This is a genomic window from Marinomonas spartinae, from assembly GCF_900089775.1.
GTDB lineage: Bacteria > Pseudomonadota > Gammaproteobacteria > Pseudomonadales > Marinomonadaceae > Marinomonas > Marinomonas spartinae.
This window is the reverse complement of record NZ_FLOB01000001.1, coordinates 109,891-130,252: the sequence shown is the minus strand read 5'-3', so window position 1 is coordinate 130,252 and position 20,362 is coordinate 109,891. Positions and strand designations below refer to the sequence as shown.

At 45.4% G+C, this 20,362-nt stretch carries 18 protein-coding genes; 9 read left to right on the top strand and 9 right to left on the bottom strand.

Going from position 1 to position 20,362, the window contains the following annotated elements; all coding sequences use genetic code 11:
* Positions 1-5: 5 nt before the first annotated feature.
* From MSP8886_RS00570 to MSP8886_RS00550, 5 genes are all read right to left on the bottom strand, one after another.
* Positions 6-536: a chorismate--pyruvate lyase family protein gene (locus MSP8886_RS00570; RefSeq protein WP_067011650.1), complete on the bottom strand. Its 531-nt coding sequence runs from the start codon at positions 534-536 to the stop codon at positions 6-8.
* A gap of 215 nt (positions 537-751) precedes the next feature.
* Positions 752-1,531 carry an amino acid ABC transporter ATP-binding protein gene (locus tag MSP8886_RS00565; protein ID WP_067011648.1) on the bottom strand — a complete coding sequence of 260 codons (780 nt, stop codon included), beginning with the start codon at positions 1,529-1,531 and terminating at the stop codon, positions 752-754.
* A gap of 22 nt (positions 1,532-1,553) precedes the next feature.
* Positions 1,554-2,654 (bottom strand): amino acid ABC transporter permease, encoded by a 1,101-nt coding sequence (locus MSP8886_RS00560; protein WP_067011646.1) that lies wholly within the window; start codon positions 2,652-2,654, stop codon positions 1,554-1,556.
* Positions 2,655-2,663: 9 nt separating this feature from the next.
* Positions 2,664-3,839 carry an amino acid ABC transporter permease gene (locus MSP8886_RS00555; protein ID WP_067011644.1) on the bottom strand — a complete coding sequence of 392 codons (1,176 nt, stop codon included), beginning with the start codon at positions 3,837-3,839 and terminating at the stop codon, positions 2,664-2,666.
* Between the two features lie 99 nt (positions 3,840-3,938).
* Positions 3,939-4,961, bottom strand: a complete 1,023-nt coding sequence (locus tag MSP8886_RS00550) for an amino acid ABC transporter substrate-binding protein (RefSeq protein WP_067011642.1) — start codon at positions 4,959-4,961, stop codon at positions 3,939-3,941.
* Positions 4,962-5,468: 507 nt separating this feature from the next.
* On the opposite strand from MSP8886_RS00550, the gene lrp reads away from it, so the two are divergent.
* The gene (lrp, locus tag MSP8886_RS00545; RefSeq protein ID WP_067011640.1) at positions 5,469-5,945 is read left to right on the top strand and encodes a leucine-responsive transcriptional regulator Lrp; all 477 of its coding nucleotides are present in this window, start codon (positions 5,469-5,471) and stop codon (positions 5,943-5,945) included.
* Here the strand turns inward: lrp and recG are convergent.
* Together recG and MSP8886_RS00535 are read right to left on the bottom strand one after the other, a co-directional pair.
* Positions 5,942-8,023 (bottom strand): ATP-dependent DNA helicase RecG, encoded by a 2,082-nt coding sequence (recG, locus tag MSP8886_RS00540; protein ID WP_139063061.1) that lies wholly within the window; start codon positions 8,021-8,023, stop codon positions 5,942-5,944. The two genes, lrp and recG, sit on opposite strands and share 4 nt — an antisense overlap.
* Positions 8,024-8,031: 8 nt before the next feature.
* Positions 8,032-8,937: a hydrogen peroxide-inducible genes activator gene (locus MSP8886_RS00535; protein WP_067011639.1), complete on the bottom strand. Its 906-nt coding sequence runs from the start codon at positions 8,935-8,937 to the stop codon at positions 8,032-8,034.
* 122 nt (positions 8,938-9,059) lie between these two features.
* Here MSP8886_RS00535 and MSP8886_RS00530 point away from each other — a divergent pair, with 122 nt between their 5' ends.
* From MSP8886_RS00530 to MSP8886_RS00495, 8 genes are all read left to right on the top strand, one after another.
* Positions 9,060-9,914 carry an NAD-dependent epimerase/dehydratase family protein gene (locus MSP8886_RS00530; protein ID WP_067011637.1) on the top strand — a complete coding sequence of 285 codons (855 nt, stop codon included), beginning with the start codon at positions 9,060-9,062 and terminating at the stop codon, positions 9,912-9,914.
* 271 nt (positions 9,915-10,185) lie between these two features.
* Positions 10,186-11,331 (top strand): UDP-4-amino-4-deoxy-L-arabinose aminotransferase, encoded by a 1,146-nt coding sequence (gene arnB, locus MSP8886_RS00525; RefSeq protein ID WP_067011635.1) that lies wholly within the window; start codon positions 10,186-10,188, stop codon positions 11,329-11,331.
* 5 nt (positions 11,332-11,336) lie between these two features.
* Positions 11,337-12,323 carry an undecaprenyl-phosphate 4-deoxy-4-formamido-L-arabinose transferase gene (gene arnC / locus MSP8886_RS00520; protein WP_067011633.1) on the top strand — a complete coding sequence of 329 codons (987 nt, stop codon included), beginning with the start codon at positions 11,337-11,339 and terminating at the stop codon, positions 12,321-12,323.
* Between the two features lies 1 nt (position 12,324).
* On the top strand, positions 12,325-14,304 hold the full coding sequence (gene arnA, locus MSP8886_RS00515) for a bifunctional UDP-4-amino-4-deoxy-L-arabinose formyltransferase/UDP-glucuronic acid oxidase ArnA (RefSeq protein ID WP_067011632.1): 1,980 nt from the start codon (positions 12,325-12,327) through the stop codon (positions 14,302-14,304).
* A gap of 6 nt (positions 14,305-14,310) precedes the next feature.
* Positions 14,311-15,228, top strand: a complete 918-nt coding sequence (arnD, locus tag MSP8886_RS00510) for a 4-deoxy-4-formamido-L-arabinose-phosphoundecaprenol deformylase (protein WP_067011630.1) — start codon at positions 14,311-14,313, stop codon at positions 15,226-15,228.
* Positions 15,209-16,864 (top strand): lipid IV(A) 4-amino-4-deoxy-L-arabinosyltransferase, encoded by a 1,656-nt coding sequence (gene arnT / locus MSP8886_RS00505; RefSeq protein WP_067011628.1) that lies wholly within the window; start codon positions 15,209-15,211, stop codon positions 16,862-16,864. The genes arnD and arnT overlap by 20 nt, the downstream gene beginning before the upstream one ends.
* A gap of 11 nt (positions 16,865-16,875) precedes the next feature.
* Positions 16,876-17,184: a 4-amino-4-deoxy-L-arabinose-phosphoundecaprenol flippase subunit ArnE gene (gene arnE, locus MSP8886_RS00500; RefSeq protein ID WP_245658997.1), complete on the top strand. Its 309-nt coding sequence runs from the start codon at positions 16,876-16,878 to the stop codon at positions 17,182-17,184.
* On the top strand, positions 17,181-17,582 hold the full coding sequence (locus MSP8886_RS00495) for an EamA family transporter (RefSeq protein WP_067011624.1): 402 nt from the start codon (positions 17,181-17,183) through the stop codon (positions 17,580-17,582). Before arnE ends, MSP8886_RS00495 begins: the two co-directional genes overlap by 4 nt.
* A gap of 117 nt (positions 17,583-17,699) precedes the next feature.
* Here the strand turns inward: MSP8886_RS00495 and ridA are convergent, their stop codons facing one another.
* Positions 17,700-18,086, bottom strand: a complete 387-nt coding sequence (ridA, locus tag MSP8886_RS00490) for a deaminase RidA (protein ID WP_067011622.1) — start codon at positions 18,084-18,086, stop codon at positions 17,700-17,702.
* A gap of 126 nt (positions 18,087-18,212) precedes the next feature.
* Positions 18,213-20,327 carry a RelA/SpoT family protein gene (locus MSP8886_RS00485; protein WP_067011620.1) on the bottom strand — a complete coding sequence of 705 codons (2,115 nt, stop codon included), beginning with the start codon at positions 20,325-20,327 and terminating at the stop codon, positions 18,213-18,215.
* Between the last annotated feature and the right edge of the window lie 35 nt (positions 20,328-20,362).

Sequence of the window (20,362 nt, the reverse complement as noted above, 5' to 3'; positions counted from 1 at the left end):
TTATGTTATGCCATTGTCTCGAAAAATGCTTCACTGACCAAGATACCAGAGCCAAATTGTTGGAAAACAGAGCGTCTTGCCCAGATTTTGGTATGGTGATTGGTAAATAAGCCTTTGGGAAGGGCGGCCACCTCAATAGGACTGCGTTTAAGTGCCCTATGCTTAAACAAATAACCGCCCAATGGTTTATGGTGCAAATGCTTCACCTGTCGCCAATGGCCTCGTAAGGCGTTGGCAGGGATAATGGAGCGGGCGTATATAACGGTTCGACCATCGACTTTTAATAATACCGTGCGAACGCGTGCTGCATCGCGTGGTTTCATGCTGAGTCGACGTTTTTCTCGCGGTGTTGCTTTTCCCCAAGCATCCTCAATGACCTCTACTGTGAGCTGACCTCTTTTTTTCAATTCAGCGGTGATGGATTGACTGGTTGTAAGCCAAAACCACAGTGACGCCGGAATTTGTTGTTTGTTAATTTGTTTTAAGGGTTGCCAACGGTAATGCAGGGCAAGTGTCAGATGATGATTTAATTGCATGTTAGGCCAATCGTTTAGAGCTCTTTGATCGACGCCAGTGTTTCAGACTGTGGGCAAAGACCTCGATTAGTGACGTGGCTATTATATTGAGGTTTGGAAGCGATGTCGCATAGAAAACACCCATAAAAAAGCCTCACCTTACTGCGCCCAACGTCATGGTGACACATCAAGATGAGGCGATTGAGCCGAATCGCTCGGTTAATAGGGTACCGATGTCAATGGTTCAAAATTTGGCTTAGGAACAATTGGGTACGGTCGTGTTGTGGATTATTAAAAAACTCTTGAGGCTCATTGGCCTCAACGATTTCTCCTGCATCCATAAAGACCACACGATCCGCTACGGTTTTAGCAAAGCCCATTTCATGGGTCACACAAACCATGGTCATCCCTTCTTCTGCAAGCTGCACCATAACATCGAGCACTTCTTTAATCATTTCTGGATCAAGGGCGGAAGTGGGCTCGTCAAATAGCATGATGCGCGGCTGCATACACAGGCCACGAGCAATTGCCACACGCTGTTGTTGCCCCCCAGAAAGTTGCCCTGGATACTTTAACGCTTGGTTAGCAATTTTTACGCGTTCCAAATAGTGCATGGCCAGTTCTTCTGCTTCTTTTTTGGGCATTTTACGCACCCAAATAGGCGCTAGTGTCAGATTTTCTAGAATGCTTAAATGTGGAAACAGGTTAAAATGCTGGAAAACCATGCCGACATCTTTACGAATGGTTTCGATGTTCTTCAAGTTATCATTCATTTCGATGCCATCAACGGAGATAGTCCCTTTTTGGTGCTCCTCAAGGCGATTGATACATCGGGTCATGGTGGATTTTCCTGATCCTGATGGACCACAGACGACAATTCGTTCCCCTTTTTTGATACTAAAGTTGATGTTTTTTAGTACATGAAAATCGCCATACCACTTATTTACATCTTTAAACTCGATGATTGCTTGCTCGCCGGCTTCTAGTTGGGCAAGCGCCATATTTCTATCTGTCATTATATAGGCCTCAAATTCTTAACTAATTTCGCTTATGTCCGGTTTCCAATTTACGCTCTAGTGCCATGCTGTAACGGGACATGCCAAAGCAGAAAATCCAGTAAACGAAAGCGGCGAAAACATACCCTTCGACGGTGGTTCCTAACCATTTTGTATCGTGGTTAGCAGCTTGAATGCGTCCTAAGAAATCAAACATGCCCACTATGTAAACCAGCGTTGTATCTTTAAATAAACCAATAAAGGTATTAACGATGCCTGGAATCACTAGTTTTAAAGCTTGGGGCAAAATAATGAGCGACATGGACTGCCAATAGGATAGACCCATTGCATCAGCGGCTTCATATTGACCTTTCGGTATGGCTTGTAACCCTCCTCGAATCACCTCTGCCATATAGGCGGATGAGAACAGGACAATACCGATCAAAACACGTAGCAGCTTGTTAAAGTTTAATCCTTCCGGCAAAAAGAGTGGAATCATCACTGACGCCATAAATAAAATGGTAATCAATGGTACAGCCCGAATGCTTTCGATAAAGATAACGCAAACGGATTTGGCGACGGGCATATTAGAGCGACGCCCTAAAGCCAGTAACGCTCCCAGTGGAAACGATGCCACGATACCAATAACCCCCAGAAGGACGGTTAAGAAGAGTCCACCCCATTTTGCTGTTTCAACGGGTTCTAAACCAAATACACCACCAGAAAATAAGTAGTAAGCGAGGACTGGGTAAGCAAGAATAATAACCAGTGCTAGATAAAGCTTATTGATTTTTTTAATGGCAAACATGGCCACCAAAAGAACAAGGATAACCAGAGCTAAATTGATCCGCCATGTTTGCTCAGAAGGGTAAAAGCCATACATGAATTGTTCAAAATAAGAGTTAATAAACGCCCAACACGCCCCTCCACCAGTACAAGCTTTATTGGATGTACCTGTCCAAGTGGCATTGATAAGCCCCCATTCAATTAGCGGTGGAATCGTCAAGTACAGAATGTACAGACTGAAAGCCGTTAACACGACATTGAGTGGTGAGGATAATAAATTGTGTCTAATCCAAGCGACAACACCCACTGATTTTGATGGTGGTGGAAGGCTTGGGGATGGTTTAAATTCAATCGCCATATTGGCCTCCTAACGCTCGATTAATGACATTTTTTTGTTATACCAATTCATAAACAAAGAAATACTCAAACTCAATGTTCCATAAACCAGCATACATAACCCGATGGTTTCAATCGCTTGCCCCGTTTGGTTGAGCGTGGTGCCCATGACGACAGACACTAATTCAGGATAAGCAATAGCGGCTCCCAATGAGGAGTTTTTGGCTAAGTTAAGAAATTGGCTTGTCAAAGGGGGGATAATAACGCGCAAGGCTTGAGGTAAGACGATGAGTCGTTGTGTCAAGCTGTCTTTTAAACCCAATGAGCGAGCGGCTTCTGTTTGTCCCCAATTAACAGACAAAATACCAGCGCGAACAATTTCCGCAATAAAAGCCCCCGTGTAAGTGGATAACGCTAGTAAGACTGCAACAAATTCAGGCGGTAGTACCATCCCCCCTTTGATGTTAAAACGTGTTTGGTGCGGTAGGTCAAATGTTAGGGGAAACCCAGCAACGGCAAAGGCTAACAAGGTGATAACAACGATAATTCCTAATGAGGACCAGTAGGCAGGAAACCACAACCCCGTTCTCGTTTGGCGCTTTTTCGCCCAAATAATAAGGGCGATGGAGGCAACAATGGATAACATAAAACCAAAAACGGCAATGCTAAAGCCTTCTTGAATGATCGGGTTTGGCGAATATATCCCACGTTTATTCAGGAAAAAATCGGCAAATTCGTAACTATGCCGAGGGGTAGGCAGTGCAGCGAGTACAGCAAAATACCAAAAGAACATCTGTAGTAACAATGGAATATTGCGTAATGTTTCAATATAAGTCGTTGCCAATCGGGCGACTAACCAGTTTCTAGATAAACGGGATAGTCCCATTATCACGCCAATAATAGTCGCGAATATAATGCCTAGCAGAGAGATGACACAGGTGTTGATTAAGGCCACTAAAAAAGCGCGCCCGTATGTATCTGCCTCAGTATAACTAATTAGGTGAATGAGGATAGGAAAGCCAGCAGGCTCGTTTAAAAAAGAAAAGCCAGTGGATATTCCTCGACTGTCTAAGTTGGCTTGTAAGTTACTAAACAGGTAATAGCAAACGTATAACACAATAGCTAATAGCACGACTTGAAAAACAAGAGACCGTGTTCCCGCATCGTACAAAAAGCTTCGTTTATTAGGTTTTTTTATATCGCTCATCTTGGTTCAGGCAAAAACTGCTCGTCAGATGTATAGGAAAAGAGGGAAGAGACCCAGCCACGAGTTGAGTGGCTGGGTAATAACCCGAAGAGAGTTATATTAACGAACTGGTGGCGCGTACATGATACCGCCATTGTTCCATAGGTTGTTCAAACCACGGGGTAAATCAAGTGGTGAATCTTTACCCACGTTACGATCAAACTCTTCGCCATAGTTCCCTACTTTAGCGATCACGTTATAAGCCCAATCAGCACTTAGACCCAAGTCTTTACCCATATCGCCATCTAAGCCCAATAAGCGACGAACGCTAGGATCTTGAGTGGTTTTTTTGATTTCGGCAACGTTTTTCGACGTAATGCCCATTTCTTCAGCGTTTACTTGTGCAAACAACACCCAAGTCACCAAGTCTTTCCACTGTTCATCACCTTGGCGAACAACAGGGCCTAGTGGCTCTTTAGAAATAGTTTCAGGAAGAATGATATTGTCGCTTGGGTTTTTGAGTTTGGTACGCCAAGCGGCTAAGCCAGATTTGTCTGTGGTAAATACGTCACAGCGGCCAGAGTCGTAAGCGGCAACAGCCTCGTCTGCCTTTTGAATAATAACTGGCACGTAAGACATGTTATTTTTACGGAAAAAGTCGGCCATGTTTAATTCTGTAGTGGTGCCTGATTGCGTACAGACTGTCGCACCGTCTAGATCTTTCGCGGATTTAACTCCCAGCTCTTTACGAACCATAAAGCCTTGTCCGTCATAGAAAGTGATGGCGGTGAAATCGAGGCCAAGTGATACATCTCGTGTGTAGGTCCATGTGGTATTACGAGATAGCATGTCGATCTCGCCAGATTGCAAGGCGGTAAAGCGTTCTTTAGCGGAAAGCGGTGTGAACTTTACTTTTGAAGGGTCATTAAAAATAGCCGCTGCTACTGCTCGGCAACCATCGACGTCAATACCAGACCAGTTACCTTTGTTGTCTGCGTTTGAGAAACCGGGTACACCTTGGCTTACGCCGCACTGTATAAAGCCTTTTTGTTTTACATCATCAAGTGTGCCCGCGACTGCACCAGTACTAATAGCGGCAGTAATTGCGGCTGTTGAGAGTATTTTGCCAACGTTCGATTTCATTTTTTCGCCTCCCAGGCATATTTTAGTATGTTGTTCTCAAAAACTTTACAGTATCCAGTACTTCGTAAGGAATATGCAAAACAGTTGCCAACATTTATTTATTTTTTTCCAAAACAAAGCAGCACGTTTACCTGAAAAGTGCTAATTGCACGGTATAGAATGCCTCTTTCACAGGTTCAGTCAAGAGTAAAATGACAATATCACGACATAATGTGCATGTTTTTTACTTTTTTATCTGCTCTATACTGGCAATTGGGACGGTTATAAATGCTTATTTATGGGGCAAACAAAATTGTAAAAATGTTGGGAAAAACGAAAACTGATACAAAATGTATCATTGCTGTGCGCTTTTTTAACTTTGCACTTTAATGGTGCTTTGAGGCTGTCTTTGTCAGAAAGAACATGTATTTTATTCTTGTTCTATTGATAAAAAGCGTTTCCCATAAGTTGCCATCTCCATGATAGACTTAAGAAAACTTTAGTGTGACGTAAGGAGATCCATGCAAAATGGACAACTCAACCAAACCGCTTGACCGCTTAGACAAAAAAATACTGCGAGAACTGCAAGATAATGGTCGCTTGTCTAACGTTGAACTTGCCAGCCGAGTTGGGCTGAGTGCGACACCTTGTTTAGAAAGGGTGCGTCGCTTAGAACGTAATGGTTATATCACTGGCTATTGCGCTCTAGTCGATCCCAAAAAAGTTGACGCTGGCTTGCTGGTGTTTGTCGAGATTCGTTTGAAAACCACATCCCCCGAGGGGTTTAATGAATTCAAAGTAGCTGTCTCTGAGATTCCGGAGATTCTAGAGTGTCATTTAATCGCTGGGGATTTTGAATATTTATTAAAAGCTCGCGTGTCTAGTATGGATACTTATCGTCAATTATTAGGGGAAACTCTGCTGACTCTGCCCCATGTTCGAGAGTCTAGAACCTATGTTGCGATGGAAGAAGTAAAAAATACCACGGTGGTGAATATTCGCTAAACATTCAGATAACGGGCGTGGTCAGGCAGCCAGCGAGACAGGATTGGGGGGATTCGCTCTGGGTATCGCTGATGCAATTGAACGGCTGCTTGTTGGACATCATCGAGTAGGGCTTTGTCTCTTTGCAAATCGGCAACTTTGAATTCCCACAGTCCTGTTTGTCTGGTGCCTAGTAATTCACCTGGTCCGCGTAACTCCAAATCCTTCTCAGCAATTTTAAAACCATCGCTGGTTTCTCTCATGGTTGATAATCGGGCTTTACCCTGTTCGCCAAGTGGTGCCTTATAAAGTAACACGCAATGGCTCGCCGCTTGCCCACGGCCAACTCGGCCGCGTAATTGATGAAGTTGCGCTAAACCGAGGCGTTCTGGGTTTTCGATAACCATTAAACTGGCATTCGGTACATCTACGCCTACTTCAATGACTGTTGTGGCGACGAGTAATTGCAGTTCACCTGCTTTAAAACGGGCCATAATGTCCGCTTTTTCTTGTGCCTTGAGTCGGCCGTGTACCAAGCCAATTTTTAGGTTGCTCAGTTGTTCTTGTAGCAAGATTGCGGTGTCTTCAGCCGCTTGGCATTGTAAGGCTTCCGATTCGTCTATCAGAGTGCATACCCAGTAGGCCTGTTTTCCTTCTTGGCAGCCCTGTTTGACGCGTTCTATGACTTCACCTCGACGTTGGTCAGATACCACAATGGTATTGACTGGGGTACGTCCGGGCGGTAATTCATCAATAATGGAACAGTCAAGGTCGGCATAAGCCGACATGGCTAATGTCCGAGGAATGGGGGTTGCGGTCATAATTAGTTGGTGGGGTTGAAAGCCCTGTTTTAGGCCTTTTTCACGCAGTGCCATACGTTGGTGTACACCAAAACGGTGCTGTTCATCGATAATCGCCAAAGCGAGACGATCAAATACGATACTTTCTTGAAAGAGGGCATGCGTCCCTACGACAATCTGTGCGGCACCGGAGGCTATATCAGCCAGTTCACTTTCACGGGCTTTGCCTTTGACCTTGCCGGCCATCCAGGCGACTTTTAAACCCAGAGGGGTGAACCATTGAGTAAAATTCGTTAAATGCTGTTCGGCAAGAATTTCAGTCGGAGCCATAATGGCCACCTGAAAACCTGCTTGAACGACGGCGGCCGTTGCAAGGGCCGCTACCAGTGTCTTACCGGAACCAACGTCTCCTTGTACCAAGCGTAACATGGGGTGGCCTGAAGCTAGATCATGCAGTATATCTTGAAAGACTCGTTGCTGAGCATTGGTTGGCGAAAAGGGGAGCTGGCTTAGTAAACGTTGCGCCAAGGTGCCACTTTCTGTGACTTGAATGGCTTTATCTTCTTTGGCCTTGATCTTCTTTCCGATCAAAGACAATTGATGGGCCATCAACTCTTCAAACGACAAACGGTATTGGGCTGGGTGGGCCCCCGCTTTCAGCTGCTCTAAATTTGCATCGGTTGTAGGGTGGTGCAAAAAACGAATGGCGTCCGCTAGGTTAGGCAAGCTGAATGGCTGGCGAATCTCGTCTGGAAGCCATTCTTTTAAATTATAAGGTGTGAGGCGTTCTAAAGCTTGTTCGCATAATTGGCGAATTTTGGGTTGTGTGAGCCCATCTGTTAAGGGGTAAATAGGGGTCAATTGATCCGATTCACCTAATGTTGACCCTTCATCAATGAGCTTATATTCCGGGTGATACATCTCAAAGCCAGTACTGCCCCGACGTACTTCGCCAAAACAACGGATCTTTTTTCCTGATTCGAGCTGTTTCTTTTGCGCCGCAGAGAAATGAAAAAAACGCAGGTATAAGGTGCCCGTTCCATCTTTCATACGACACAACAAGCTACGGCGCTTTCCCATTTTGATTTCGCAGCCCGTGACCACCCCTTCTATAACGGCTTCATCACCAAAACGTAACTGCCCTATGGGCACCACGCGAGTGCGATCCTGATAGCGAATGGGCAGATGGAATAGTAAATCCTGCACCGTGTTAATGTGCAGTTTCGCCAGCTTTTCGGCCATGGCATTGCCAACGCCTTTTAGTTCTCTGACATCTTGTGTGTCGAGATCATCCATCATAATTTAATTTATAGCTCGAGCTTTTTACTGGCTTCACGGATGGATTGGCTAACCGCATCAATGGCATTAGGGCGTGGAAAGCTGGCTCGCCAAGCGAGGGCCACGGTACGTTTGGGAACGGGATCTGCAAAAGGCCGTATTTCCAGCAGGCTATTATCGATATTGGTCACCGCCGATTTCGGTAATACCGTCACACCCAGTCCTGAGGCAACCATATAGCGAATGGTCTCTAAGGAGCTGCCATTGACAATGGTGCGTCCTTCACCGAACTCGTCTTCTCTAACCATGGGGCAAGCTTCTAATACTTGCTCGCTAAAACAATGTCCTTTACCTAACAATAATAGGTTGTCGGTTGACAGTTGATCGGTATGGATGTGGGACAATTTTGTCCAAGGGTGGTCTTTAGGCATCAGCACCACAAACTCTTCTTCATAGATTGGTTGTGTCACCACATCTGGCTCACGAAAAGGTAGGGCGATAATGATGGCATCCAGTTCCCCATTGCGTAGCTTGGGGCGGAGGTTTTCTGTCAGGTCTTCTTCTATGATTAAAGGCATATCATTGGTGATAGAGCGCAATGTAGGAATCATAAAAGGAAAAAGATACGGTGCAATGGTAAAAATAGCACCTACTTTAATAGGGCCTTTTAACTGGTTATGACCGGATGAAGCTAATTCTTTGATAGTATTCGCCTGTTCCAAGACACGTTTTGCTTGCGCGACAATTTGTTCGCCGAGCGGTGTAATGTACACAGAGCTTTTGCTACGCTCAAAAATGGCGGCACCCAGTTCCTCTTCAAGCTTTTTTACTGCAACGCTTAATGTCGGTTGTGACACATAGCATTTTTCGGCAGCATGTCCAAAATGCTTTTCCTGTGCCAACATAACAACGTATTTTAACTCTGTTAATGTCATTGCGAATCCCTCAACCAGTTCATTGTTAATAACTATGATAATACAAAATTTGATAAGGTGTATCGGTTAATACTGTTTGCGCTTTTATTACTTAAATTTTGTGGCTTATTTAGGAGACTTTTATGATAGCGAAACGAATTTTAATCGCCGGATGTGGTGATTTGGGAGCTGGTATTGCGCCAGCCCTTGTGGAGCAAGGCCATCAGGTGAGTGCGATTCGTCGTACTGGTCTCTATTTCCCATCGGGTGTCCACGGCATAACGGGTGATCTCACGCAGTTTAGTGATGAGCAATTGCCTGATGTGGATTTGATTTTTTTGATCATGACGCCGCAAGAATATAATGAAACCGCTTATCGCGCCGCTTACTACGAGACGGCAACCCGAATAGTAGAAAGGTATCGTGCGACTCAGCCACAGGTATTCTTTGTGTCGAGTACCAGTATCTATGGACAAAATCAGGGGGACTGGATTGATGAAAACACTGAACCCCAAAGACCCGATTCTGCTTCTTCACAGTGGATTCTGGAGGCAGAACAGGTCTTGGCAAAGGCGTTGCCCTCGGTTGCGGTGCGTTGTTCGGGAATTTACGGACCGGGTCGTTATCGCTTGCTGAAAAAAGTGATGTCGGCTGAATCTTGGGATAAAAATAGCTGGACGAATCGGGTTCATCGAGACGATGTGGTGCGAGCGTTACTGCATTTGGCAAGTCGTGCTCTACATGGCGAGACTCTGTTAGCTCATTATGAAGTAACGGATCATACCCCTGTATCTATGTGGGAGGTCAAACTCTGTATTGCTCGTTTATTGGGTGTTCCTGCGAATATTCCAGATAATGCCCAGGCTTTTTTACCGAAAACGGGCAAGCGTATTAGTAACAAATCGCTTGTTGAAACAGGGTTTTGTTTTCAATACCCCAGTTATGTATCGGGCTACTTACCATTAGTCGAGCAATACCGGCAAGAAAGGTCTGTCTAAAGCGTGCTTTGTCTATTTTATCAATAAAGGACGCTTGGCTTTTTCTTGTAGCTTGCTTTTTCTTTACGTGGATAATAAAAAGGGGATTCTTATTAGGGAGTCTCAATCGAGCTAGTTTACATGATAAAATAACAAACTATTTGTTTTATTATCGTGTTTTAGACCATTTTTTCATAATTTATTGACCATAAATGCGCTATAAAGAATCTCTGCCAACGGTATTGTATATTGATTGGTATTTTCTAAAGCAATTCTATTGTGGAGCTCAGGAATGCCTTCGTTAGAGTTTTTGCCTTTTTCCCGTCCTGCTATCGACCAGGATGATATTGCTGCCGTTGCAGAAGTGTTGTCTTCTGGTTGGATTACAACAGGCCCTAAAACCAATGCGTTGGAAGAGGCTTTTTGTGATTATTTAGGCTGTCGACATGCTATTGCCATCTCCTCTGCGACGGCGGGTATGCATTTGACGTTATTAGCGTTAGGGGTGGGGCCTGGCGATGAAGTGATTACGCCATCACAAACTTGGGTTTCGACTGCCAACATTATCTGTCTGTTGGGGGCGACCCCAGTGTTTGTGGATGTGGACAAAGACACATTGATGATGACGGCAGATGCATTAGAACAAGCGATCACATCGAAAACGAAAGCCATCGTTCCTGTTCATTATGCTGGTGCCCCAGTAGATTTGAACGCGCTTAATGCCATTGCCAAGTCGCATAACATTCCCTTGGTAGAAGACGCAGCCCATGCCATTGGAACCTCTTATCATGGTACGCCAATAGGCCAGGCGGGCACGGCGATCTTTTCACTTCATGCGATTAAGAATGTCACCAGTGCAGAGGGCGGTGTGATTACCACCGACGACGATGCCTTAGCGGAACAATTAAGAATGTTGCGCTTTCATGGCTTAGGGGTGGACGCATTTGATCGCCAAATGCAGGGGCGTAAGCCTCAGGCAGAAGTGATGATTCCTGGCTTTAAATACAACTTACCCGATATGAATGCGGCGTTGGCACTAGGTCAATTCGCCCGTTTGGCTAAGTTAAATCAGCAACGTGCGGATTTGGCAAACGTCTATCTTGAAGGACTGAAAAATACGCCTCTTCAGCCTTTAGCTCTAGTAGATTACCCCCATGTTCATGCCTGGCATTTGATGATTGTGCGTATTGACCCTGAGACATGTGGTCTCACTCGCGAGCAGTTTATGGCAGAGCTTAAAGAGCGCAATATTGGCTCTGGTATCCATTTCCGTGCCGTGCATTCGCAACATTATTACCGTCAACGGTTCCCTGAGATTTCGTTGCCAAATACAGAATGGAATTCCAGCCGATTGTGTTCCATTCCGCTTTTTCCAGATATGACGGAGCAGGATGTTCAACGAGTTCTGGATGCTATTAATGACATTTTGGAGAAATAACAAAAGTGCATAATAAAACAGACATTTCGAATGTCGCCATCGTTATTCCAGTCTATAACGAAGAAGAGAGCTTGCCGGAATTAATCCGACGTACGGACAGTGCTTGTCGTCTTATAGATCGCGACTACGATATTATTTTAGTTGATGATGGCAGTCATGACCGTTCAGCCCAACTGATTCAAGAGGCGTCTGACCAACCCGATAGTCATATTGTGGGTGTCTTGCTGAACCGTAATTATGGTCAGCATGCGGCCATTATGGCTGGTTTTGAAATCGTTGATGCGGATTTGGTGATTACCTTGGATGCGGATTTACAAAACCCGCCGGAAGAAATTCCTCGTTTGGTTGCTAAAGCTGACGAAGGTTATGATGTGATTGGCACGGTGCGTAAACGCCGTAAAGATTCGCTTTTCCGTACATTGCCTTCGAAAATTATCAATGGCGGTGTGCGCCGTGCCACCGGAGTGCAAATGAGTGATTATGGTTGTATGCTCCGTGCTTATCGCCGACACGTCATTGATGCAATGTTGCAATGTCACGAACGCAGCACCTTTATCCCGATTTTAGCCAATAGCTTTGCAAGAAAGACCACTGAGATCGATGTGGATCATGCCGAGCGTGAATTTGGCGATTCAAAATACAGTGTGATGAAACTGATCAACTTGATGTTTGACCTCATTACTTGTATGACAACCACGCCATTACGTCTATTGAGCATTGTGGGGTCATTAATTGCTGGCGCAGGTTTTTTCTTCGCCTTTTTATTGATTATTTTACGTCTCGTTCAAGGTCCTGTTTGGGCGGGCGATGGTGTGTTTACCTTATTTGCTGTGCTGTTTATTTTTGTTGGCGCGCAATTTATTGGTATGGGGCTGTTGGGTGAATACATTGGCAGAATGTACAACGATGTTCGCGCTCGCCCTCGTTACTTTATTCAGAAAATAGTCCGTTCAGGATCTTCTACTTCGCCATTTTTAAAAGAGAAAGAATAATATGAAAGCCGTTGTTTTTGCTTACCACAATATTGGATGCACCGGAATTAGCCAGCTACTTGAAGCGGGCATTGAAATCCAAGCTGTGTTCACTCATACCGACTCACCAGAAGAACAGCAGTTTTTTGCTTCGGTCGCTCAATTATGTGCTAAACATGATGTGCCTGTGTTCGCGCCTCATGAAGTGAACCATCCATTATGGATTGAGCGCATCAAAGCGATGGAACCAGACTTCCTTTTCTCTTTCTACTACCGTGACATGTTAAGCCAAGAGTTGTTGGATTGCGCTAAATCGGGCGCCTTCAACCTACACGGCTCTTTGTTGCCAAAATACCGTGGTCGTGCACCCATTAACTGGGCATTGGTGAATGGTGAAACGCAAACAGGCGTCACACTTCATAAAATGACTGCTCGCCCTGATCAAGGGGATATCGCAGGTCAGCAAACCGTTGACATTGAACAAGTGGACACCGCTTACACATTACACAAAAAAATGGACGCGGCGGCTGCGACCTTGCTTGCCACTACATTGCCGGCGCTCGTGGCAGGTACGCTAACCTTCACACCACAAAACGATGCAGATGCTACTTACTTTGGCCGTCGTACCCCTGCGGATGGTGAGTTAGATTGGAACAAGAGTGCACAAGCGCTTTATAACCTAACCCGTGCGGTTGCACAGCCTTATCCTGGCGCATTCAGCTATATTGGTGATCGCAAAATTATTGTTTGGGAAGCGAAAATCGTCTCTCAAGAAACCACACAAGCCGCTGGTACGGTTCTGAGCACCGAGCCATTTCAAGTAGCCTGTGGTGATGGCGTGCTACAAATTGAAACGGGACAATCTGAGCAAGGTTTGTTCCTAAGCGGTGCGCAACTGGCACGTGAAATGAGCTTAACGCAAGGCATGCGTCTTGGGCCAAAAGCGAGCCTGGCTTTGGCGGCGAAAAAGCGTGTAAAAGTATTGATCTTGGGGGTAAACGGCTTTATCGGTAACCACCTCACTGAACGTCTTCTTAAAGACGACGGTTACGAAGTGTACGGTATGGATATCAGCGCCAGTGCCATTGACCGTTTGCTGGATCACCCGCGTTTTAACTTCGTTGAAGGGGACATTAGTATTCACAGTGAGTGGTTGGAATACCACATTAAGAAATGTGACGTGATCCTTCCGCTAGTTGCGATTGCAACGCCAATCGAATACACCCGTAATCCGCTTCGCGTGTTCGAATTGGACTTTGAAGAAAACTTAAAAATCGTTCGTTACTGTGTGAAATACAACAAACGCATCATCTTCCCATCGACTTCTGAGGTTTATGGTATGTGTGATGACGAGCGTTTCGATGAAGACACATCTCGTCTAATCGTTGGCCCAATTAACAAGCAACGTTGGATCTACTCTGTGTCTAAACAGCTTCTAGACCGCGTTATTTGGGCATACGGTGCAAAAGATGGCTTACGCTTCACGCTATTCCGCCCATTTAACTGGATGGGCCCTCGTTTAGACAGCTTGGATTCGGCGCGCATCGGTAGTTCTCGTGCCATCACGCAATTGATCCTGAATTTGATCGAAGGGACACCGATTCAATTGGTTGATGGTGGGGCGCAAAAACGTTGTTTCACTGATATTGAAGACGGCATCGAAGCCTTGTTCCGCATTATTGAAAACCGCGATAACAAGTGTGACGGTCAGATCATTAATATTGGTAACCCAGATAACGAAGCCAGTATCAAAGACATGGCGCAAACTTTGTTGGAAAAATTCGAAGCGCACCCATTGCGTGGCAATTTTCCTCCTTTTGCTGGCTTTAAAGCGATTGAAAGCCGTAGTTTCTACGGTGATGGCTATCAAGACGTTTCTCATCGTCGTCCAAGCATTGAAAATGCCAACAAGTTGTTGGATTGGCATCCTGATATTCATATGGATGAAACCATTGAGAAAACACTCGACTTCTTCATTCAATCAACGGTTTCTCAGGACTAATCTTCAATGAGAAAAATTGGCTTACGAATTGATGTCGACACGCTGAAAGGTACGCAGGTCGGTGTACCTAAGTTATTAGAAATACTCGATAAGCATGGTATTACAGCGAGTTTTTTCTTTTCCGTCGGGCCAGACAACATGGGACGCCATTTATGGCGTCTCATCAAACCCAAGTTTTTGATTAAAATGTTACGCTCCAATGCGGCAAGCTTGTATGGGCTGGATATCTTACTGGCGGGCACCTGCTGGCCTGGTAAGGTGATTGGTAAACATGCGGCGACACCAATTCGAGAATCACAAAAACAAGGTCATGAAATAGGTTTGCACGCCTGGGATCATCATGGATGGCAACTGAATACGCAGCGCTGGTCTGATGCCAAAATGTTGGATCATCTTCAACAGGGGTATGACCGTCTAGGCGATATCTTAGGTGAAGCGGTACGTTGTAGTGCGGCGCCAGGATGGCGTGCAGATGCCCGTGTGGTCGAGTTAAAAGAGCGTTTTCATTTTGCTTACAACAGCGATTGCCGTGGCAGCACTGCATTCTATCCACGTTTGCAAAATGGACAAGCAGGGACAGTTCAAATCCCTGTTACCGTACCGACCTTCGACGAAGTGGTTGGGACGGCCTGCGACATGGACGGGTTTAATCAATATATCTGCGATGCCCTAGAAAAACAGCCATTTCCCGTTTATACGATTCATGCGGAAGTGGAAGGCATTGTGATGACAGAACAGTTCGAGCAACTATTGGCGATGTTTAAAGCGCGCCAGTGGCAACCAGTGACCTTAACGGATTTACTGGCTGAACAGCCCGCAAATATTTTAACTGACGTGAAGCGAGACAGCCTATTTGGGCGAGAAGGTTGGGTCGGTTGGCAAGACTCTAAGAGTGAGGAAGTGTATGCGCCCAGTTCCCTATAAATGGGTTTTATTGTTCGCTTTTGCGTTATTGTATTTGTTACCCCTTGGTTGGCACCCACTGTGGATGCCAGATGAAACCCGCTATGCGGAAATCAGCCGAGAAATGCTCGCTAGTGGTAACTGGGTGGTGCCGCATTTTATGGGCCTGCATTATTTTGAAAAACCGATTCTCGGTTACTGGATGAATAACATAAGCCAGTTGCTATTTGGTCATACGAATTTTGCAGCCCGTTTGATGCCCGCGTTATCTATTGGTTTAACGGCACTGATTACTTACCAATTTGTTAAGATTGTTCTGAAAGATCAGCGCAAAGCGTTTTATTCTGCGTTGGTGTATTTGTCTTGCCCTCTGGTGTTTGGGGTGGGGACGTATAATGCATTAGATGGCCAACTAACCTTGTGGATGGCGGCGTCTTTTGCGAGTTTCTATTATGCTATTCAAGCGCAAAGTCGTCAGGCTATGGCGTGGCGTTATCTTCTGTTTGGGGCATTTGGTGGCGCCGCCTTTTTAACCAAAGGTTTTGTCGGGCTGGCACTTCTAGTGATCGCTCTTGTGCCCTTTATGATCCTGACTCGTCAGTTTAAGCAGGTGCTTGTTTATGGCTTGTTGGCGATTTTAGCTGCCGTTCTCGTTGCGCTACCTTGGAGTTTGGCGGTTGCATTTAAGGCGCCTGATTACTGGCATTTCTTTTTCTGGAATGAAAATATTCGACGTTTTGATGCCTCGAATGCCCAGCACCTCAGACCTTTCTGGTTTTACCTTCCTGTGTTGTTGTTGGCAATTTTTCCATGGACGTTTTTGGCCCCTAAAGCGATCCTGCGCAATTTTACTGACAAGGCCCATAAGCATTTCTTTTTGTATCAAGCGCTTTGCTTTGTCTTGCCATTCCTATTGCTATCCATCGCGAAAGGAAAACTACCCACTTATATTGTGCCATTGATGATGCCTCTAGCGATCTTGATTGGTTGTGGTTTAGTCGAGTTGCTAAAAGAAAATCATCGGGTTATTAAATTTTCCGTGTGGGGAAATGTATTAGGATTTTGTGGATTCGCTCTCGTACTGTTGCTAATGCAGTTTAATGTGGTTGGCAAGGTAGAAGGATATGGTCCCCATGAAATAATGCGTTTTTGGTTTGGTATTGCTATTTTGTTTGGCTGTGCTTTGGTTCCCTTGTTGAGTCTGACAAACATCAAGAGAGCCCCTATGTTTTTGGCATTAGCTCCCATGGCTTTGTTTATCTTACTTCCCCTAGCGTTGCCTATGAAGGTGGTAAACAGCAAATTGCCAGGCGTCTTTTTCAGTCAATATGTTCAAAAAGTACAACCGAATGCTTGGGTACTCAGTAATTCTGTTGCGCTCATCGGAGGGATTGGCTGGGAGTTAAAGCGTAGCAACATTGATCTGCTAAATGGCACGGGCGAGTTGAGCTATGGTTTGGATCACAGTAGCAAAAAACGTCGTTATACCTATCAGGAGTTCCGCGATGATTTGCCGAAAAAACGTCAATCTCAACAGGTCGTTTTGGCATTGGAGTCTGGTAAAAACAGTGCGCAGTTGTTAGCGAGATTGCCTGTGCCGACGGAACAGTATCATGCTGGAAGGTTTTACCTGTTAGTGTACGCTAAACAGCCATGATAGTGGTGTTAATGGCGCTGACGTTGCTGCTCACTTGTATTGGCCAGTTGTTGCAGAAAAGCGTTGCGACCCGCACTGACCCTCGTCATCAAGTCTGGTGGCTACTGGCGATTATTGGTTGCTTAGGCTTGGGGGCCGTCTTTTGGTTGCTGGTGTTGCAGCGTCTCCCTGTTGGCATTGCTTATCCCATGTTGAGCTTGAATTTCGTGCTAGTGATGGCTGCTTCTCGGTGGTGGTTTAAAGAAACCGTGAGCCCTCGCCAGTGGTGTGGTGTGCTCTGCATTATACTAGGAGTAAGCTTACTGGGAGGCTATGCATGAGGTCTTGGTTCGCCATTATTGCAAGCCTATTGCTGGTAACCTTAGCGCAATTGTTAATGAAATCTGGCATGAGCGGTATGCCTGTGGTTTCTCTCAATTGGTTGATGGTGGAAGGGAACGGTATCGCGTTTCTACAAAGCCATCTTTCCAGCCTTATTCACGTGTTTTTTGGCTTGATGTGTTATGGGCTGTCGCTGGGTTGCTGGATGTTGGCATTGAAAAAAATCCCCCTATCGGTGGCCTATCCATGCTTGAGTATCAGCTATGTGTTAGTGACCCTACTGGCTCACTGGGTGTTTGCTGAGCCTTTATCTTGGGTTGTCTTAGTGGGCAGTGTGTTGATCATGCTCGGAGTCAGTCTGATTACCTACAAACCTGCTGGTCATAGGGCGCACTAGGGAAATATATTTCGCTCAATGGAACTAAAAAAGACGCCGTGGCGTCTTTTTTTTTACGATTAAGCATTTGATGGTGTTAGCCTAGCGCTTAGCCGACTAAGGTAATAAACAAGACGCTTAGTCTTCTAATGCCATGATACCTTCGATTTCCACTTGTACGCCTTTTGGTAGGGCACGGACGCCCATTGCAGCACGAGCAGGGAAGGGTTGTGAAACAAATTGTGTCATCACTTCGTTCACTGTGGCAAAGTTACCTAGATCTGTCATGAAAATATTGAATTTCACCACGTCTTTTAGGGAGCCGCCAGCGGCTTCACACACGGCTTGTAAGTTTTTGAAGACTTGAGTGGTTTGCTCAACGATGTCTTCGCTGATGATTTCCATGGTCTCTGGCACTAAAGGAATCTGACCAGAAAGATAGACAGTATTTCCTGTGCGAACAGCTTGTGAATAGGGGCCTATGGCCGCAGGTGCTTTTTCAGTATGAATGATTTGCTTTGCCATGTTTTCGATTCCATTTCAGAATGAGTGGAACTGCGACATTGAATTTAAGCCGCAGACGGATTAAAAAGCGTTATTTATACTTTACTTGAATAAAGAGTGAGAGAAATAGACGTCTCACCTTATTATTCAACGACCAACGATGGTTTCTCTAGAGACTTTTTCGACACAACGCACGGCTTTTATACGGCGCATGACATCGGCCAAGCCGACACGACTTGAAATAGTAATATTTAATCGTAGTCGACTGATTCGGCCCCGTTCAATAATATCTAAGTTAGAGACCTGGTAGTCCGTATCTGTGATCGAGCTGGCGATCTTGGCGACCGCACCACGTTCGTTAACATAACTGACAATGAGGCTGATATTCAGCTCTTCTTCAATATCCTTACTCCATGCCATGCGGATGAAACGTTCTGGACTCGATAGGTGATCCTGAATATTGGGGCAGTTTAAATGGTGAATAATAATGCCTTTATCCACCTGAACATAGCCGACGATAGGATCACCAGGAATAGGCGAACAGCATTTCGCATAGGAAATCAGCATGCCTTCGGAGCCGTTCACCTTAAAGGATTTTGGTGTGACTAAGGTGTTTTCATCATAGTTTGGGAATAGTTGTCGAGCCACTAAGTAGCCAACGTGTCGGCCTTTACCTATCGACTCCAATAAGTCATCCATGGAGGCGAGTTGGTAGTTATTTAACACTTGATCTACTTGTTCTTTGGTCAAGTCTTCAATGTTCGTTTTAAAGGCATTGAGAGAGCGTGTTAACAAACGGTAGCCGATGGAAATGGCATTTTCGCGTTGTTTACCTTTCAAATAATGACGAATATTGGTGCGCGCTTTTCCCGTAATGGCGAAGCTTAACCAAGCCACATTCGGTTGGGCATTTTTGGCGGTAATAATTTCTACTGTTTGGCCACTTTCTAACTGTGTACTAAGCGGAGCTAAGCGGCGATTAATGCGACAGGAAATACAGGAGTTACCGATTTCAGTGTGAACACCATAGGCAAAGTCGACAGGCGTGGCGCCAGAAGGCAGCTCGATGATTTTACCGTTTGGCGTAAAAATATAGACCTCATCTGGGAAGAGATCACTTTTTACGTTATCAACAAACTCGATGGCGTTGCCCGCTTTTTGCTGGATTTCCAGTAGGCTTTTTACCCATTTGGTTGCACGATCATGATTGCTAGGGATCGCTGAGTTGCCGCTGAACTTATACGCCCAGTGAGCGGCGATACCATTATTGGCAACTAAGTCCATCTCCTCGGTTCGTATTTGTACTTCCATTGGCAAACCATTGGTACCTAATACTGTGGTATGCAAAGATTGATAGCCATTGGATTTTGGAACGGCAATGTAATCTTTAAAGCGTCCTTCAATCGGCTTAAAAAGAGAATGAATCACGCCTAAAATGCGGTAACAACTGTCGTGGCGATCCGTGACAACACGAACCCCTAAAACATCCATGATCTCACCTAAAGAACGGTGCTTTTTATCCATTTTCTGGTAGATGCTATAGATGTGTTTTTCGCGGACACTGATGGTTGCTTCGATGTAATCCGCTGCCAGTTCAGCCCGAATAAAGTCTTCAAGCTTTTCGGTGTCTTTAGTACGCTGGCCGTATTTCTTATGAATGGCGCGCTGCAACATGCGCGCCCGCATAGGATAGTAGGCTTGGAACGCAAGCGATTCTAAGGCAACGCGTACGTTGTACATACCAAGTCGATTGGCAATAGGAGCATATATGTCCAGCGTTTCACGGGCGATGCGACGCTTTTTGTGGGCTGGCATAGAATTCAGCGTGCGCATATTGTGGAGCCGGTCTGCCAGTTTCACAAGAATGACACGAATATCATCCGCCATGGCCATAGCCATTTTTTGGAAGTTATGCGCTTGCTTTTCGATTTGGCTGTTAAATTCTAGGTGGGTTAACTTACTGACACCATCAACGAGGCTGGCGACCCCGCCACCAAATTGCTCTGTTAAAGCTTCGCGGCTAATGCCTGTATCTTCGATCACGTCATGCAGCAGGGCCGCCGTCAAACCGTCACAATCCATGCGAAGATCGGCAAGGATCTGCGCAACAGCAAGAGGATGAGTGACATAAGGCTCACCGCTTTTACGCCACTGACCATCGTGGGCCTGTTCTGCGTAATAGTAGGCGCGTTTTACCTGAGCTACTTGCTCGTAGGGTAAATACTGACTTAGGGTCAGCGCTAATTCTTCAACGGTATACATCGCTCACCTCACAACAGCAAATAATAAGCACGACA